General features: G+C 40.1%; 14 protein-coding genes, 2 tRNA genes and 1 pseudogene. 8 read left to right on the top strand and 9 right to left on the bottom strand.

The window, feature by feature from the left end; all coding sequences use genetic code 11:
- Positions 1-140: 140 nt before the first annotated feature.
- Together SALWKB2_RS03840 and SALWKB2_RS03845 are read left to right on the top strand one after the other, a co-directional pair.
- Positions 141-1769 (top strand): ABC-F family ATPase, encoded by a 1629-nt coding sequence (locus SALWKB2_RS03840; RefSeq protein ID WP_025330365.1) that lies wholly within the window; start codon positions 141-143, stop codon positions 1767-1769.
- Positions 1770-1818: 49 nt separating this feature from the next.
- Positions 1819-2364, top strand: a complete 546-nt coding sequence (locus tag SALWKB2_RS03845) for a GNAT family N-acetyltransferase (protein WP_025330366.1) — start codon at positions 1819-1821, stop codon at positions 2362-2364.
- A gap of 48 nt (positions 2365-2412) precedes the next feature.
- On the opposite strand, the gene crcB is transcribed toward SALWKB2_RS03845, so the two are convergent.
- On the bottom strand, positions 2413-2799 hold the full coding sequence (gene crcB / locus SALWKB2_RS03850) for a fluoride efflux transporter CrcB (RefSeq protein WP_025330367.1): 387 nt from the start codon (positions 2797-2799) through the stop codon (positions 2413-2415).
- A gap of 123 nt (positions 2800-2922) precedes the next feature.
- Here crcB and SALWKB2_RS03855 point away from each other — a divergent pair, with 123 nt between their 5' ends.
- From SALWKB2_RS03855 to SALWKB2_RS03875, 5 genes are all read left to right on the top strand, one after another.
- Positions 2923-3459 carry an NUDIX hydrolase gene (locus SALWKB2_RS03855; protein ID WP_025330368.1) on the top strand — a complete coding sequence of 179 codons (537 nt, stop codon included), beginning with the start codon at positions 2923-2925 and terminating at the stop codon, positions 3457-3459.
- A 16-nt stretch (positions 3460-3475) separates the two neighbouring features.
- Complete coding sequence (gloB, locus tag SALWKB2_RS03860) at positions 3476-4231, top strand: hydroxyacylglutathione hydrolase (RefSeq protein ID WP_025330369.1); 756 nt, start codon at positions 3476-3478, stop codon at positions 4229-4231.
- A gap of 157 nt (positions 4232-4388) precedes the next feature.
- The gene (locus SALWKB2_RS03865) at positions 4389-5729 is read left to right on the top strand and encodes a deoxyguanosinetriphosphate triphosphohydrolase (RefSeq protein ID WP_025330370.1); all 1341 of its coding nucleotides are present in this window, start codon (positions 4389-4391) and stop codon (positions 5727-5729) included.
- A gap of 158 nt (positions 5730-5887) precedes the next feature.
- Positions 5888-5964, top strand: a tRNA-Arg gene (locus SALWKB2_RS03870).
- 10 nt (positions 5965-5974) lie between these two features.
- A tRNA-Glu gene (locus SALWKB2_RS03875) sits at positions 5975-6049 on the top strand.
- Between the two features lie 150 nt (positions 6050-6199).
- On the opposite strand, the gene recG is transcribed toward SALWKB2_RS03875, so the two are convergent.
- The 8 genes and pseudogenes from recG to ribBA form a co-directional block, all read right to left on the bottom strand.
- Complete coding sequence (gene recG, locus SALWKB2_RS03880) at positions 6200-8236, bottom strand: ATP-dependent DNA helicase RecG (protein ID WP_025330371.1); 2037 nt, start codon at positions 8234-8236, stop codon at positions 6200-6202.
- Positions 8237-8427: 191 nt separating this feature from the next.
- Positions 8428-10296, bottom strand: coding sequence for a dihydroxy-acid dehydratase (gene ilvD, locus SALWKB2_RS03885; RefSeq protein WP_025330372.1), 1869 nt, complete (start codon positions 10294-10296; stop codon positions 8428-8430).
- Positions 10297-10485: 189 nt separating this feature from the next.
- The gene (locus tag SALWKB2_RS03890) at positions 10486-10785 is read right to left on the bottom strand and encodes an RDD family protein (RefSeq protein ID WP_051506409.1); all 300 of its coding nucleotides are present in this window, start codon (positions 10783-10785) and stop codon (positions 10486-10488) included.
- Positions 10786-11272: 487 nt separating this feature from the next.
- Positions 11273-12034, bottom strand: a complete 762-nt coding sequence (locus tag SALWKB2_RS03895; protein WP_080690439.1) for an RDD family protein — start codon at positions 12032-12034, stop codon at positions 11273-11275.
- A 236-nt stretch (positions 12035-12270) separates the two neighbouring features.
- The gene (gene nusB, locus SALWKB2_RS03900) at positions 12271-12687 is read right to left on the bottom strand and encodes a transcription antitermination factor NusB (RefSeq protein WP_025330374.1); all 417 of its coding nucleotides are present in this window, start codon (positions 12685-12687) and stop codon (positions 12271-12273) included.
- 34 nt (positions 12688-12721) lie between these two features.
- The gene (gene ribH / locus SALWKB2_RS03905) at positions 12722-13174 is read right to left on the bottom strand and encodes a 6,7-dimethyl-8-ribityllumazine synthase (protein ID WP_038648753.1); all 453 of its coding nucleotides are present in this window, start codon (positions 13172-13174) and stop codon (positions 12722-12724) included.
- 133 nt (positions 13175-13307) lie between these two features.
- Complete coding sequence (locus tag SALWKB2_RS03910; protein ID WP_025330375.1) at positions 13308-14204, bottom strand: DMT family transporter; 897 nt, start codon at positions 14202-14204, stop codon at positions 13308-13310.
- 152 nt (positions 14205-14356) lie between these two features.
- Positions 14357-15439: pseudogene (gene ribBA / locus SALWKB2_RS03915) on the bottom strand (bifunctional 3,4-dihydroxy-2-butanone-4-phosphate synthase/GTP cyclohydrolase II); the annotation flags it as partial.
- A gap of 1933 nt (positions 15440-17372) precedes the next feature.
- Between ribBA and SALWKB2_RS03920 the strand changes: the two are divergent.
- A complete protein-coding gene (locus tag SALWKB2_RS03920) occupies positions 17373-17801 on the top strand; it encodes a hypothetical protein (protein WP_025330377.1) in 429 nt (142 codons plus the stop codon).
- Positions 17802-17832: the final 31 nt, after the last annotated feature.

Raw genomic sequence — 17832 nt, forward strand, 5'->3', positions numbered from 1 at the left:
GATAAATTTGCGATAAATCAAAGGTACTTTTGCTTTTTAAATAACGATATTGTAAACGACAGCACAGACTTTGCCGAATTTTGGCACGCGCCTGTGTTAAAATCAGAATATTTTGTCAGGAATTTAAAGGAAGTATTACGGTGATCAGTACCAATAAAATTACGATGCAGTTTGGCGCGAAGCCATTGTTTGAGAATGTATCGGTTAAGTTCGGTGGGGGCCATCGTTATGGGTTGATTGGTGCCAATGGCTCGGGTAAATCAACTTTTATGAAGATTCTCGGCGGTGATCTTGAACCTACTAGTGGTGAGGTGGCCATTGATCAAGGCCTGCGTCTGGGTAAGCTGAGACAGGATCAGTTTGCGTATGAGGATATGCGCGTACTGGACGTGGTACTGATGGGGCACACAGAAATGTGGGCAGCCATGACAGAACGCGACGCCATTTATGCTAATCCGGATGCCACTGAAGATGATTATATGCGCGCGGCCGATCTGGAAACAAAATTTGCCGAGTATGACGGCTATACTGCTGAGGCACGGGCGGGAGAATTACTTGCCGGTGTCGGTATCGATGAACATCTGCATAATGCCAGCATGAGTGAAGTTGCACCGGGTTTTAAACTGCGTGTATTACTGGCACAGGCACTGTTTTCCAAACCAGATGTGCTGTTGCTGGATGAACCGACCAATAATCTGGATATTAATACTATTCGCTGGCTGGAAGGTGTGTTGAACAGCTATGAATCCACCATGATTATTATTTCGCACGACCGCCATTTTCTGAATGAAGTATGTACTTATATGGCCGATGTGGACTATGGTGGCATTACTCTGTATCCGGGCAATTACGATGATTATATGCTTGCCTCTACACAGGCACGTGAACGTACTTTAAAAGATAATGCTAAAGCTAAGGAAAAACTTCAGGAATTACAGGAGTTTGTGGCACGTTTTTCTGCCAATAAATCCAAGGCAAGACAGGCAACCAGCCGGGCGAAACTGGCTGATAAAATTAAGGCAGATATGGTGGAAGTGAAACCTTCCAGCCGTCAAAGCCCGTTTATCCGCTTTAATTTTGATGATAAGAAAAAGCTGCATCGGCAGGCACTTGAAGTTGAGGATTTATCAAAACGTTTTGACCGGCAATTGTTTAAAAAACTGAGTTTGATGCTTGATGCCGGTGAACGTCTGGCTATTATCGGCCCTAACGGTGCTGGTAAATCTACGCTACTGAAATTACTGGCTGGTGCATATAATGAAGCATACAATGATGGCATTAAAGCAGATAGCGGTACTATAAAATGGGCAGAGAAAGCACAGGTTGGCTATTACCCGCAAGATCATGAAAATGATTTCGATGTATCTATGACTCTGACAGAATGGATGCGTCAATGGGGCAAGGAAGGCGATGATGAGCAGGTGATTCGCGGTACTTTAGGCCGTCTGCTTTTTGGCAGTAATGAAGTCGGCAAGCAGGTACAAGTACTTTCCGGTGGTGAAAAAGGCCGTATGCTATATGGTAAACTGATTTTGCAGGAACCTAATGTGTTGGTAATGGATGAACCTACAAATCACATGGATATGGAAAGTATTGAGGCGCTGAATATGGCGCTGGAAAAATTCCCGGGTACTCTTGTGTTTGTATCTCATGACCGCCAGTTTGTTTCCAGTCTGGCTACACAGATTATTGAGCTGGATGGTGAAGGTGGTTATGAATATTATCTGGGTGATTATGAAGGTTATCTGGCTAAAAAAGGTGTAGTTTAATATTTGTAAGCTGCCTGTGTTTACAGGCAGTTTTTTATATGGGAAAAAAATGAATACCGGCAAAAGTAACGCAGTTGAGCTGATTGAATGTAATGAAAAGGAACATGCGGCAGCCATTCTGGCGCTGTTTAACGATACTATCGCCACCTCAACTGCACTGTATGATTATGAGCCCCGTTCACTATCATTTATGCATAGCTGGTTTGCAGCTAAACGTGAGCGCAATTTTCCGGTTATCGGTGCAGTAAATGGTCAGGGTGAACTGTTGGCTTTTGCTTCATGGGGTGCATTCCGTGATTATCCTGCCAATAAATATACGGTGGAACATAGTGTATATGTACGTAATGACTGTCGCCGGCAGGGGCTGGCACGCAAACTGATGCAGGAACTGATTGTACGTGCACGTCAGGCTGATTTACATGTGTTAATGGGTGTGATTGATGCAGCCAATGACAGCAGTATTGCTCTGCATGAACAGCTTGGCTTCAAACATGTAGGCACATTGCCTCAGATTGGTTTTAAATTTGGTCACTGGCTGGATGCGGCACTTTATCAGTTAATTCTGGATACACCAGCTCAGCCTGTCGATGGTTAATAGTAACTCGGTTTTTTACAAAGCTCGCCATCAATACAAAATCATATCTTAGCCGGCTTTAAGCCACCAGTGCACAGTTACCAAACCCAGAATAGTCAGCAGTAAAGAACCGCCAGTATGCAGCAGTATATGTGTTACTGCCAGAGTATAACGTTGTGACAAAAGCATTTGCACGGCTTCGAGTGAGAAGGTGGAAAACGTAGTCAGCCCGCCGAGAAAACCAGTAATAACAAACAGACGCCATTCTGGAGCGATCTGGGTAAAATGTATACACAATGCACTGAACAGACCAATCAGATAAGCACCGATCCAGTTTGCCAGCAGTGTGCCATAGGGCAAACCGGAATGAAACGTATTCAGCGAGATTCCCAGAAACCAGCGCATGATGGCACCCAGAGCTGCGCCGGCAGCAATGGCAAATAAAGATAAATACATAATTAATCCGATCATACAACGAATATACAATTAATAATTTTAAACTAAAGCCGGACATGCCATATTGCCTTCTGCTGCTGAAATGACTACGCTAGTGTTTTTAGACATATAGAAAGTATCAATATGGATCTGACTGAAACCAAAATTTCCAGTAAAGAAGTTTATCGCGGTTCCTTTTTAAATGTTTCAGAGGACACTGTTCGTTTACCCAATGGCAACCAGGCACAGCGGGTAGTTGTACAGCATCCGGGTGCCGCGGCTGTACTTGCGGTTACGGCTGAGCAAAAAGTGGTATTGGTACGACAGTGGCGCTATCCGGTAGGTGAGGCTTTACTGGAAATCCCGGCAGGTAAGCTGGACGGAAAAAATGAAGATCCTGCGCATGCTGCTTTGCGCGAGCTGGCTGAAGAAACCCCTTATACTGCTGCTGAAGTAAAACTGATACATACTTTTTATACTGTTCCCGGTTTCGGTGATGAAAAAATGTATCTTTATCTGGCTGAAAATGTGCAACCAAATAGTGCTCTGGCGGCGGATGAAGATGAAATTATTGAACCAGTGTTGCTCAATCGTGAGCAAGTGCGTTCGGCACTGGCAAATAATCAGATTCATGATGGAAAAACGCTGATTGCTTTGCAGTACTGGTTGTTATATTGTTAATAAATTTATATTTGTCATGAAAATAATCCCGTTACCCGCTCTTTCTGATAACTATATCTGGCTGTTGCAGCAAGAAAATCAGGCTATAGTAATTGACCCGGGCGAAGCACCTGTTGTCATAAATTATCTGACTGAACACAACCTGACCCTGGATGCTATCTGGCTTACTCATTCTCATTATGACCATATTGATGGGGTGGCGGAATTAAAAAAACATTATTCGCAATGCCAGATTACCGGTTGCATTGATTGGCATATTGTGAATATACCCGTAACTGAAGGCAGTAAATTTCAGGTATTCGGTCAGCATGTAACAGTTTGGCATATTCCTGGGCATACTACAGATCATTTGGCTTATTTAGTATGCGATTCTGCCGGTCGTTACAGAGTATTTTGTGGTGATACGCTGTTCAGTGCAGGCTGCGGACGAGTGAATGGGACTATGGCACAATTGTTCAGCAGTTTGCAGCGTTTAAACAGTCTGCCGCCTGATACCTTGTTTTATCCGGCACATGAATATACCGCAGCAAATTTGAAATTTGCACAAGCCGTTGAACCGAATAATTCTGCAATCAGAAAAGCATTAGTACAGGCAGATAAATTACCTACCTTACCGGTAAGTCTGGCACATGAACGCACAATCAATCCTTTTTTGCGTACCAGTCAACCGGAAGTGATGGCCACATTACGCCAAAAAGGCCTCTCAGAGCAGCAGCTTGCCCAACCATTGGCAGTGTTTACTTATTTAAGGGAGTGGAAAAATCATTTTTAAAATTAATCACAATGTGACTTTTTGCATGCTATGATTATTTCAACATAATAACGAAGGAATAAATGAGTTGAAACTGAGCTAAAGAATGGCGACTGATAATCTCAGCCGGCATATGAAGCTTTCAATTTATCTGAATATGAAAAAATCATCATATCGCATGGACTGGACTAAGTTGCTCAGTACCCAGCGCTTTAAGCCGGAAAATGGTTGTATTGTGCCTACAGTGACCGCTTCAAGTGAAGAGGGGGCTGATGCACTGCGTACTGATTTTCATATTGATTATGATCGTGTGGTTTTTTCCAGTGGTTTTCGCCGTCTCGCCCGTAAAACGCAGGTTCATCCGTTTGCCTTACATGACCATACGCATAATCGTCTGACTCATAGTGTTGAAGTTGCCAGTGTCGGGCGCAGTCTTGGAAATCGGGTCGGTGTAATGCTGAATGCCGGCCATTTCCTGCCATCTGGCAGCCATGCTGCTGATATCGGGGCGATTGTACAGGTTGCCTGTCTGGCTCATGATTTCGGTAATCCGCCATTTGGTCATACAGGTGAAGATGCATTGCGTGAATGGTTCCGTGATCCGCAGCATGCTCATTATTTACAGGAATTGAGCAATACAGAACGCAATGATATCGAAACCTATGAAGGAAATGCACATAGCTTGCGTCTGGTAGCCAGTCTGGAAATGTATCAGAATGATGGCGGAATGCGTCTGACTGCTGCTGTTATCGGTGCTTTAATTAAGTATCCGTGGACCAGTTCTGCGCCGCATAGGCGGAATAAATTCAATATTTATCAGACTGAGCTGCCCTTTATGCGTTGTATTGCAGAACAGCTGGGGTTACCGCAAACCGGTGAAAATCAGTGGATGCGCCATCCGCTTTCATATTTAATGGAAGCTGCTGATGATATTTGTTATGCCTTGCTGGATTTGGAAGATGCTGTCGAAATGGGATTATTACAGGTGGCAGACGTAGAGCAAATTCTATCCAGGCTGACAAATAAAGAATATTTCTGGCAGTCTTATAGCAGTCAGGAGCGTTGTGCCCGATTGCGCGGAATTGCCATCGGAAGAGCAGTAGACGATATTGCACATACTTTTATTAAGCATCATCGGGATTTATTGAATGGTTCATTTCGTGGTAAGGATTTGCTTGCCCTGGCTAGTCCGGATGTTAGTGAAGCCCTGAACGCTGCAAAAGAGCTGGCTCGCACACGTATATTCCGCCATCAAAGCAAACTGATTACTGAAATAGCTACTTTTCCTTGTCTGGGTTCGATACTGGGTTTGCTTGTACCTGCGGTACATGCCTTTATTAAAACCGGTCAGCTTAGTAAAAGGCAAGAGCTGGCATTGTCATTATTAAAAGAACAAAAACTGGATAAAAAGGATGGTTTATATCTGGGATATATGAAAGTTCTGGATTTTGTAGGTGGTATGACTGACAATACTGCGGCAAAGCTGGCGCGTGAAGTATCCGGAATCGGAATGCTGTAGATTTTTTGCTTATATAGTTGCAAAATAAATATATAAAAATCAAGATATTTATCTATTTGTTTTCATTTTTATCTATTTTTGGCTTGCCAAAAGACCATTTATTGCGTATTATCGCGCTTCTTGATTTTCGGTGACTCTTAAACGAGTTCGAAAGCAGTGCACCCGTAGCTCAGTTGGATAGAGTATCTGGCTACGAACCAGAGGGTCGGGCGTTCGAATCGCTCCGGGTGCACCATCAAGCTAATGCGCCCATCGTCTAGCGGTTAGGACATCGCCCTTTCACGGCGGTAACCGGGGTTCGATTCCCCGTGGGCGTGCCAGATTTTAAAACCTGTTTGATTTTTCAAACAGGTTTTTTTATTTTAGCTTGAAATATTGCTGGTTTAATTGTTTAGTCCTGAGAATATAGCTGCTGAATTTTGTCATTAATTTTTTCAGGTTTACTGGAGCTGTTAATACAGATAAATATTTTATACGCCCAAATAAGCAGACCGTTGAGATAGCCACCGTTGCAAATGTTTATTGACTACTTCAGGTTGCTGGCTAATCAGAACAGGCGCTAAATCACGTGCTTTTTCCAGTATGGGCAGATCTTCTTCCAGATTGGCAAAACGCAGCATCGGCACACCACTCTGGCGTGCTCCCAGAAACTCTCCCGGTCCGCGAATATTCAAATCTTGCCGGGCAATTTCAAAGCCGTCGGTATTTTCATAAATTACTTTCAAACGTGCTTTGGCTACATCACTAAGAGGTTCACTGAATAACAATACACAGCGGCTGGCTGCTGCTCCACGTCCCACCCGACCGCGAAGCTGATGCAATTGTGCCAGTCCCATACGTTCAGCATGTTCTATTACCATCAGACTGGCATTGGGTACATCTACACCAACTTCAATCACTGTTGTAGCCACCAGTACCTGAATACTGCCTTCAACAAATTCTGTCATAACAGCTGCTTTTTCTGCCGGCTTGAGCCGTCCATGTATTAAGCCTATATTCAGTTCCGGTAACGCCGTCTGTAATTCAGCAACTGTATCTACGGCAGTTTGCAATTGCAGTACTTCAGATTCTTCAATTAACGGACAGACCCAGTATACCTGCCGGCCTTGTGCACAGGTATGCTTTACCAGTTTTTCAACTTCCTGACGGCGGGCAGTGTTTACCAGACGGGTTATAACAGGTGTTCTTCCGGGAGGCAGTTCATCAATGACAGAAACATCCAGATCGGCAAAAAAACTCATTGCCAGTGTGCGTGGTATTGGTGTGGCGGACATCATCAGCTGATGTACATCTTCACCTTTATTTTTTAATGCCAGACGCTGGGCAACACCAAATCTGTGCTGTTCATCAACAATAATCAGACCCAGATTATGAAAAGTAACATCATCCTGAAATAGAGCATGCGTACCTATTGCCAGCTGAGCAGTACCATCTGCCAGTTCTTTCCGTGCGTCATCACGGGCTTTTTTGCGCATACTGCCTGAAAGTCTGGCAATCCGGATTCCTAAAGGTGAAAACCATTGTGTGAATTTCAGATAATGTTGTTCAGCCAGAATTTCTGTAGGTGCCATGACCGCTACCTGAAAACCGGCTTCTATTGCTATTGCCGCTGCCAGAGCACAAACAATGGTTTTACCGCTGCCCACATCTCCCTGCAGTAAACGGTGCATCGGGTGTGTCTGGGCTAAATCATCAGTGATTTCAGCAAGAGCACGCTGCTGAGCTTCTGTTAAGGTAAAACTCAGATTAGCCAGTAAATGCTCACTAATATGGCCGTTACCAGTTAAAGCTTTTGCATGCCCGTTTAAGCGTTGCTGGCGTGCCAGCCTCATGGATAACTGCTGAGCCAGCAATTCATCAAATTTCAGCCTTTGCCATGCTGGTAAAGTACCTTCATGTAAATCACGCGCAGTGTACTCTGGCGGTGGGGAGTGCAGAAAAATCAGGCTTTCCAGCAGAGGAGGTAATTGTAACTGCTGTAATAATTCAGCCGGCAGTGTATCATCTGCCGGCAGATGCTTGAGTGCAGCCTGAATCAGCCGGCGAAGGGCAGGCTGGTTTAGTCCGTTAACGGTGGGATAAACGGGAGTGAGGCTTTCTGCCAGTCCTTTATCAATATCAGTGCGAATTTTTGGGTGCACCATTTCATCGCCAAAAAAACCATGTCTGATTTCACCCAGAGCCCGAATCACATTACCTTCTGCCAGTTGTTTTTGCTGATTAGGATAAAAATGCAAAAATCGTAGATACAAGACATGTCCGGATACATCCTGAACTTGTACTACCAGCTGTTTGCGCGGACGAAATTGTATTTGCTGATGAATAACAGTAGCTTCGATCTGTACCGGCACCCCGTTCTGTGCATCAGCAATCGGCGTAATATGTGTCTCATCTTCATAGCGTAACGGTAGGTGTAAAGCCAAATCCCAAATATTAGTAATATTGAGTTTGGTCAGTTTGGCAAGCGTATTGGCACTTACTGGAAAGGGAAAATCAGCAGTAGACATAGTGACAAACAGTAAAAGCATATTACAACATGGTTACGATAGCATGTTTGCACATATAGCGCTAATCTGACCACTTTAATCATATTTAAAGAATTGATCAGAATATCAAATTAATACACTGTGTATTTTGATTAAAAAAATAAACCCGTTTCGCTATCCGGACAGCGAAACGGGTACTCTGACAGAATGAATTAATCTTGTCGCTCTACTTGTGTTACATCACGTACAGCACCGGTATCAGCACTTGTAGTCATGGCTGCATAGGCACGTAAAGCAACAGAGACATGACGCTGACGTTTAACAGGTTTCCATGCACGAGCACCACGACTTTCCATTTCTGTGCGGCGTTGTACTAACTCTGCATCAGATACAGCCAGATGTATCCGGCGTTCAGGAATATCAATTTCGATAATATCTCCTTCCTGTACCAGCCCGATATTGCCGCCTTCGGCAGCTTCAGGAGAAGCATGACCAATTGAAAGCCCCGAAGTGCCCCCGGAAAAACGGCCGTCTGTAAGCAGAGCACATGCTTTACCCAAACCTTTAGATTTCAGATAACTGGTCGGATAAAGCATTTCCTGCATTCCGGGGCCGCCTTTGGGACCCTCATAACGGATAATAACCACATCACCAGCTACTATTTGGTTACCCAGAATGGCTTCAACAGCCTCATCCTGACTTTCAAACACCCGGGCACGGCCGGTAAATTTAAGAATACTATCATCTACACCAGCCGTTTTAACTACACAGCCACGTTCTGCGAGATTACCGAATAACACAGCAAGACCGCCGTCCTGAGAATAAGCATGCTGTTTATCACGGATACAGCCATTTTCACGATCCAGGTCCAGAGAAGGCCACATCGCGTTTTGTGAGAAGGCCTCTGTTGAACGGATACCGCCCGGTGCAGCCCGATATCGTTGTATTGCCTCAGTATTGTTCTGATTGCTTACATCCCAGTGCTTAATCGCATCTGCCAGTGTAGGCATATGTACAGTATGTACACTGGTATCTAGTAAACCGGCATGATTAAGCTGGGATAAAATGGCCATAACACCGCCGGCACGATGCACATCTTCCATGTGATATTTCTGTGTAGCCGGAGCCACTTTACACAGGCAGGGTACATGGCGGCTTAACTGATCAATATCAGCCATTTTAAAATTAACACCGGCCTCGGTGGCGGCTGCCAGTAAGTGTAATACCGTATTGGTAGAACCACCCATAGCAATATCCAGACTCATAGCATTATTAAAAGCTGCCTTAGTTGCAATACTGCGCGGAAGCACACTGGAGTCATCCTGTTCATAATAGCGTTTGGCTAATTCAACAATACGCCGGCCTGCTTCAAGAAAAAGTTCTTTACGTAATGCATGAGTAGCGAGTAAAGAACCATTACCGGGTAAGGATAAACCCAGCGCTTCAGTCAGACAGTTCATTGAATTAGCCGTAAACATACCTGAGCATGAACCGCAGGTAGGGCAGGCACTACGCTCCACTTGTGCAACCGTTTCATCGCTGATTTTATCGTTACCAGCCTCAATCATTGCATCAATCAGATCCAGCTTGCGGATTTGTTGCTCACCATTGGTGGTAGCGATAATTTTACCTGCCTCCATCGGACCACCGGAGACAAAAATAGTCGGAATGTTCAAGCGCATGGATGCCATCAGCATTCCCGGAGTAATTTTGTCACAGTTGGATATACACACCAGTGCATCAGCACAATGTGCGTTGACCATATATTCCACACTATCCGCAATCAGGTCGCGTGAAGGCAGGCTATAAAGCATTCCTTCATGTCCCATAGCGATGCCATCATCAACCGCGATGGTATTAAATTCCTTGGCAATACCGCCAGAACGTTCAATTTCACGTGCTACCAGCTGACCTATATCGTGCAAATGCACATGTCCGGGAACAAATTGGGTAAAAGAATTGGCTATGGCAATAATCGGTTTACCAAAATCACTATCAGCGACACCTGTTGCACGCCAGAGCGCACGTGCACCGGCCATATTACGCCCATGTGTAGAAGTTTGTGAACGGTATTGTGGCATTATGCATTCCCTTGTATTGGTTTTTATCTGTAAATGTAAAACAACTGCCAGCATGGTACGCAGGCAGTTGATGTTTGTAAACTTAGAACTGAGTTGATTATATAATTTTAACAAGTTAATTTCAGACTACACAGAAATTAATATTGCTGAAACGACATATCAGTATGTAATATTCTTAAGTATATATAATTATACTTTTATGACAATTGTTTTGGCCAAATAATCTTGGAGAGTACGACGATTGGCCTCTGTTCTGAACAGCATAAAAAAACAAATAAATGTAATTAAATAGTTAAATATTTTCTCAGTAGATTCAGGATTAAGGTTAAAAATTTCAATCAATAAGTATGAAAAAATAATGATAATTGTTTGAAACAAAATTTCACGAATTAATACAGTACCGACAAATCCCGGATTGCGTCCGTCAAGGTTAATAACTTTAATTTTCATAATGCGCTTACCAAATGACTGACCAGTTTTACTCATCATAATCCATTGTGCTGTGATAAATGGTATTGAAGGTATACACGGTGGCAGTTTATAGGTAAAAAGATAATGGGTTCAGGGTAATATACCTTAATATTAGGTTGTCTGATTTTTGGATTAATGTGATAAAAAGGGAGATCATTTATTATTTATATTTATTTTTTCTTGTAATAACTATTTTTTATTTACCAGATCTACATAATGAGGATTTTTGGAATTTTTTCTTACTGACGTTGCTTAAGCTATGGTCATCAGTAACAACACTTCCGTTATTATTTATCATTCTTTTGGTAAATATATTCAATTTAACGTGTCTATATCGACTACTTTCAGATAAATTTTTATCTATCACTTTACAGGATAAACTTGCAAAAACCAAAGTAGTACAAAATATTTCAAAATAGCTTTATAAAAAATATATTAATATTATTTGAGTAATTTTAAATTTAGTCAGCCTCAAGAAATTTTAATTTTTCCTGAGGCTTCTTAGTTATTTAATTTTAACAACGATTGTATTAGCCAAAAAGTCTTGCAGTGTACGATAATCTGATTTTCTTATAAATAACATAATTATACAAATAAAAAGAAATAAAGTTGAAAATTCAGTGAATATACATAAAATCCTATATAAATAATTTAAAAATTTATAAATAAAATTCTGGTAAACTCCAACATTTTTAGCGAAATCCATTAGATTGGGTGGCACATCTATTATTATTATTAACATTGTAAAAAGGATAAGAGTAATGAATGTATAAAAAATTTCACGAATTAATACTACATTGAAAAAGCCAGCTTTCTCACCATTCTTTTTAATAACTTTGATTTTCATTAATCGCTTACCAACAGATTGGCCTGTTAGACTCATTTGTATAAATTGAAATACAACATAAATGAGTAAAGGTAATATGATATATAAGAATATTCGTATTGGTTGATGTACACCTCCCTCAAACTCATTATCCATAAATAAGAATGAAAAAATAGATTCTATTGACTTATCAGTTCTATAATCTGCAAAAAACCATAATTCAAAAGGATTTATAATATTTTGTGAATGATTCGATTCATAATCAGTTTGAAAATTGTAAACATGTAAAGCAATGTAAAATATAAAATAATATATTACATAATTAATCAGATATGCTGTAACTCTTTTCCATGGCGGAGCCAGTTCAACCAGGCCGCCTTTTTCTGTCATTAAAAAATTATGTTTATCATTTAATGCTGATGATTGTCGAGTACGGGACATAAATTTTATAAATCTCCTAGTGTGAAATCAAACTCAATATGCTTATAAATCAGCAATGTTTTAAGTTAATTTTTATAAAAAATAATATTATAGATTTACATAATATTATTTGATAATAATATCAGAATTTATTTATATTTCATTAGATTTATTTGGTAAATATGTTTTTTTATAAATAAAAACAGATATTTTTAAATAAAATATCTGTTTTATGATATAGCTAATCCGTTTTTATATCATGCAGGTGTTCTCAACTCAGCTGAGAGTTTATCCAGAATACCATTAATGAATTTATAGCCATCGGTACCACCAAAGGTTTTAGTAATTTCGATAGCTTCATTGATAATTACCGGATGGGGTGTTTCCGGCATGGCAGAAAGTTCATGGCAGGCCATCAGCAGTACAGCCCGTTCAACTGGATTAAGCTCATCTTCGTGGCGGTCCAGCAGAGGACGGATCCGTTTCATGTAATCACGCTGATTGTTATAGGCACCAAAAAATATCTGGGTAAACAATTCTTCATCAGCTTTGGCGAAATATTCATTATCACGAATATTCTGCGCAATAATAGCAGCTGATTCTTCGTTATTCAGTTGTGCCTGATATAAAGCCTGAACAGCAAACTGACGTGCACGACGACGTGGTGTAATCATTGACATGTATACAATGTCCTTGTTTAATAAATAATCAATATTGAATTTTAAGCAGATTGGCCATTTCTACTGCAACTATAGCCGCTTCACTGCCTTTATTGTGCATACGCGCCAGTGCCTGAGCATCGTTCTCGGTAGTCAGTATGGCATTGGCAATGGGTATATTGTGATCCAGACTAACTCGGGATACACCTGCGGCAGCTTCGTTGGACACCAGCTCAAAATGATAAGTCTCACCGCGGATAACCACTCCGATGGCCACCAAAGCATCAAATTTGCCGCTACCAGCCATGCTTTTCAATACCAGAGGTACTTCTAAAGCACCCGGCACAGTAGCCAAAGTTATATCGCTGTCTTTAACCCCCAGTTTAACCAAGCGGCTGCAACAGGCTTTGACCAGCTCTGCTCCGATAGGATTAGTAAAGCGTGCCTGTACAATGCCTATACGCAGGCCAGAGCCGTTATGTTCCGGGGTGATGGTATTCATTCAGTTTCCTTTTTTCATCTGTTACGCCTCAAGCACCATTGCATTGTCCGGAATAAAATACTTACATCACAGACATACAAGTATTTATGCTTAGCATTCTGATTTTACCGAATTTGCCAATAGGGTGGAATGTTTAAACCGTTTTTTTCTGTTTGTGTCTGGGCTTAAGTGAGCCCAGATAAATGGCCAGTAAGGTCAGTGCAGTACCAGTCCATTGCACAGTATTTATCGGTTTATTCAGCAAGAAAAAATCGATCAGAATAGCAGCAACAGGTTCACTTAATAATAATAAACCGGTTAAAGTCAGTGACAGCAAAGGTACGGCATAAGCAATTAACCCCCAGGCAAAACACTGCATGACCACACCGTAAATCATGATCAGAAGAATATCTTTTGTGTTAGTAGGCCAGAAATGGCTTGAATCAATGAGAATACTTGGCACAATTAATGCACCGACTGCTCCGACGCTGACCAGCAGCATCAGCGGAAATAATGCAACCGGCTCTGCCAGATGTGCCTGACGAATACATGCCATGGAAGCAGCCATTGCTGCACCGGAAATCAGACCGATAAAAATACCATAACCACCATGTGAATTGTGTCTGAGTTCAGGGTGGGCGATCAGTAAAATACCGATTACAGACAATATCATGCTAAATAGTTGTAATTTGCTCTGTCGTTCACCGAAGAAAAACCAGGCAATTGCCGCCAGAAAAAAAATCTGCATACTGTTGAGCAGAGTAGAAATTCCCGGACCTACTGCATGAATGCTTTCATGCCAGAATGCCAGATCAAAACCTAAAAATACACCTGATAGCATACAAAACCGTTTTGCTTTATTGCTTTCAGGCAGTTTCTGACCAAAATAGCGACTTAAAAACAGAAAAACGATACCACCAATGAATACACGCCATAATGCAATGGCATAAGAACCAATAGATACAAATTTAACAATCAGGCTGCCGAGTCCGAAAACAACGCAGCCGAAAGTTAAACCGGAAGCAGCCCATTTTTGCGGGGTCAGTTGCATTAGATACCATCCTTAAATAACAGCCATTACAATAGGCTGTCGGAAAATACCCGATGCCGGTGTTCCATGGCAACAGATAATTCAGACAGCCTGAGGTGGGGTATTGTATTTAATTGTGTTACTAAAATATATACTTGTTTAGTAAAGAATTATTATCGGGATGGTTCTTCAAACCCGGTAACTTCCAAACCAAATCCATTCAGACCGGTAAAGGCAGAAGGCTTACCCATTACCCGCATACGTTTGACTTTTAAACCAGCCAATATCTGAGCACCGATACCATAAGTTTTACTATCCCACTGTCTGGTCTGATGAGTGCCTTTGGGTAAGGTGCGGTCTAATAAAGTGGCTCCGGTTTCAGTACGGTGCATCAGTATTATTATACCGGCATCAGCTTGCTGTATACGTGCCATAGCTTCAGGTAGTGGCCATGTATGCAACTGATCCGGTTGCAGAAAATCCATGGCACTAAATGGTTCATGTACTCTTACCAGTACTTCACCGGCAGTTTCCGGATCGCCTTTAACCAGTGCCAGATGGGTTTCACCGGATAATTGATCAACATATACATGCTGAGTAAAATCTCCCCATGTTGTATGGATAGTATTTACTCCCAGTTCTTCTATCAGACTTTCGTGACGGCTGCGATATTCAATCAAATCAGCAATAGTGCCAATTTTAATATCATGTTTTTCAGCAAAAACCATTAGCTCCGGCATACGGGCCATAGTGCCGTCGTCATTAATGATTTCACAGATAACGGCTGCCGGAATCAGGCCGGCCAGTTTGGCTAAATCAACGCTTGCCTCAGTGTGTCCGGTACGAACCAGAACGCCGCCTTTTTGTGCACGTAATGGAAAAATATGACCCGGCTGGACAATATCTTCTGCTTTGGCTGTAGGGGAAACTGCTGCCTGTACAGTATGGGCACGGTCTGCTGCGGAAATACCGGTAGTAATACCATGTGCTGCTTCTATGGAAACCGTAAAATTAGTACCATACTGAGCGCCATTATTCTGTGTCATCAGTGGTAAGCGGAGGCGATCTACTATTTCTTCTTCCAGAGGCAGGCAAACCAGACCCCGGGCATATTTAATCATGAAATTGATGGCTTCAGGTGTGACAAACTGTGCAGCCATGATTAAATCACCTTCGTTTTCACGGTTTTCTGCATCAGTAATAATAACCATTTTACCGGCTTTTATGTCGGCAATAATTTCAGGAATGGTGGCAATACTCATGATAGTAAACAACGCTCCCTTAATAAAATAAGAGTTATTTTACTCTGGATTACCGGGGCTGGTGCGCTTTTATCTTAGCGTTATTCGAATGCCGGCTACGAAATTACCGGAATAAAAAAATTAAAATAAACAGATTAAGCTGCAATATCATTAATCGGGCAGGAAATTATATAAATAATAATGTTTTTTTTTACTCAAGTTACAGAATAGGCAATGAGATAATAAAATTTTACCGGCAGGCATTATTGATGAATAAAACATGAGTCAGTCGATTTCTTCGGTTATTCAGGTACTGGCAAGCTGAATTTTTGAACAAGGTAAAGTTCAGTCAGTTAGCGAATTTTTTCACAAAACTTGCCAACTAACCAACAAAGATTATTCTGACAGTCATAAGATTGTACAATCTGCTATAAAACAGATTCATAAATTAATTCTGCATGTTCAGATTAAAGTAGAAATTTTTTTGAAAGTAACGATAGAATGGTATTGGTAAATAATATTACGCGGTATACAAAAAGGTTTATAAAGGTTTCTGCTTCTGATTGCGTAAGTATATAGCGAAACATAGCAGTAAGCCGTTTTGAAAACAGATTGAATGTAGAAGGGTGGATAAATACAAACTTGGCGGAACAGCTTTTATTATCGAGATAAAATAATATTTAATTATATTTTCTATTCTTTTAATTAAATACCTTGTAGACAAGAATTTTTTTTAATCAGCTGCACTTTATGGAAAACAGTTTCGGGAATAAAATTCGAGCCAGATTTTACCTGATAGATATCTATAGAAGCCAGTAATTGGCTCATCAGATTTGATTCGATATCAATATTATTCCTGAACTTTAATAGTATAGATTTTTAAATTTGCTTTCCATACACATCGTGCCGTAAGCCATATCTGCAAGCTCAATGGTGATTGTCCCAGTCATTTCTTATTTATATAGTCTGAATAAACAAATCTTATAATTACAAAAATAAAGTATCCGATAAATTTATTAGCTATTAAATTCAATTTTTTTATTAAAAATTTTATTCCAGATATAAATTTGTCTGAATAGGATAGTATTGCCTTAAATACCTTATGAATTAAACTTAGAAGACATAATGTTATATATCAATTGATGTCTGAATATATGTATGTATCTAAAAAAATTAATCTGGATTTGTCTGAAATAATAAAAAATTAAATTGTAGTTTTTAGAATAAAAAATAATATTGAAAATCTAAGTTATTAAAGTTATAATTTGTTTATAAATGTAAAGAAAAGTTTATTTATGAAAATATAGGAATAGTAATGAGCTCTTTTACACCAACAGTATTTTTTTCGCGTTTATGCTCTTCTTTGGCAATTATAATTTGCTATGGATATCCAATATTGTTGTATATCGGATTAATTCATAAAGAAAACAAAAATAATGATTTAATTCTGCTTTTGTTATCAGTCTACTTTATACTTACTATACTTGTTTTAATGATTTTAGGATGGGCTCTTAACTGTAAATCAAATATTTGGATTAAGACAGTTGTCATCATCGCGTCATGTTGTGCTATTCCTCATTTATTATTCAGTTTGGTATTTCTGCTAGGTATTTTCAGCCTCCCTTTATACATATTTACTTATTACCTAGCTTATTGGTATTTGAAAGGTGGTGCAAATTACCAGCCCACAACAAAGCCAAAGAGAATTAGATTAAAGGTAATCAGCTAAAATATGTCATCAATAAAGTTATAGTATGATTTAGTTTTTATATTTAAAAAATATCTATTAAAAAAATATAAAATATCAGTATGATAACTGGCCGTGAAATATTTCATTAATTAAAACTAATTGTCACATCTGCTGCTCGTATTGAGTTTATTAAATAAATTAATAAATTTAATAGATGTATTACATTTTTAATCAATATTATTACAGAGGATAACTACTATGGATAAAGAATATACTATGGCTACATTTCTACGGCGTTTTAGTATTTCTGTCATGTGCCTGATTATAGGATCACCATGTTTCTTTCTAGGTATTGTAGGTGATGATAAAGCATTTCCGTTTTTACGTTTATTGCATATTATGCCTATGCCGGAAAATATGAGCAGTGATGAAATTTTTTATTTCACATTGGGAGTAATGGCTTTTTTAGCCACAGTAATATTATTAATTATGATGTTTGTATGGATATTTGATATTTCTACTAATCGTTTTCTGAAAATATTGGTGATTATTGGCTGTTGCTGCGGTTTTCCTAACGCTGCATTGTGTTTGAGTTTTGGTGCCCTGATAGGAATAGGATTATTAATTTTACCTGCGACAATATTATCTATATATCTGTCACTTAGGTACTTTAATATTTTCGATTAAACTCAGTTTAAAGATAAAATTAATAACAAAT

This window comes from Snodgrassella alvi wkB2 (assembly GCF_000600005.1).
GTDB classification, from domain to species: Bacteria; Pseudomonadota; Gammaproteobacteria; order Burkholderiales; family Neisseriaceae; genus Snodgrassella; species Snodgrassella alvi.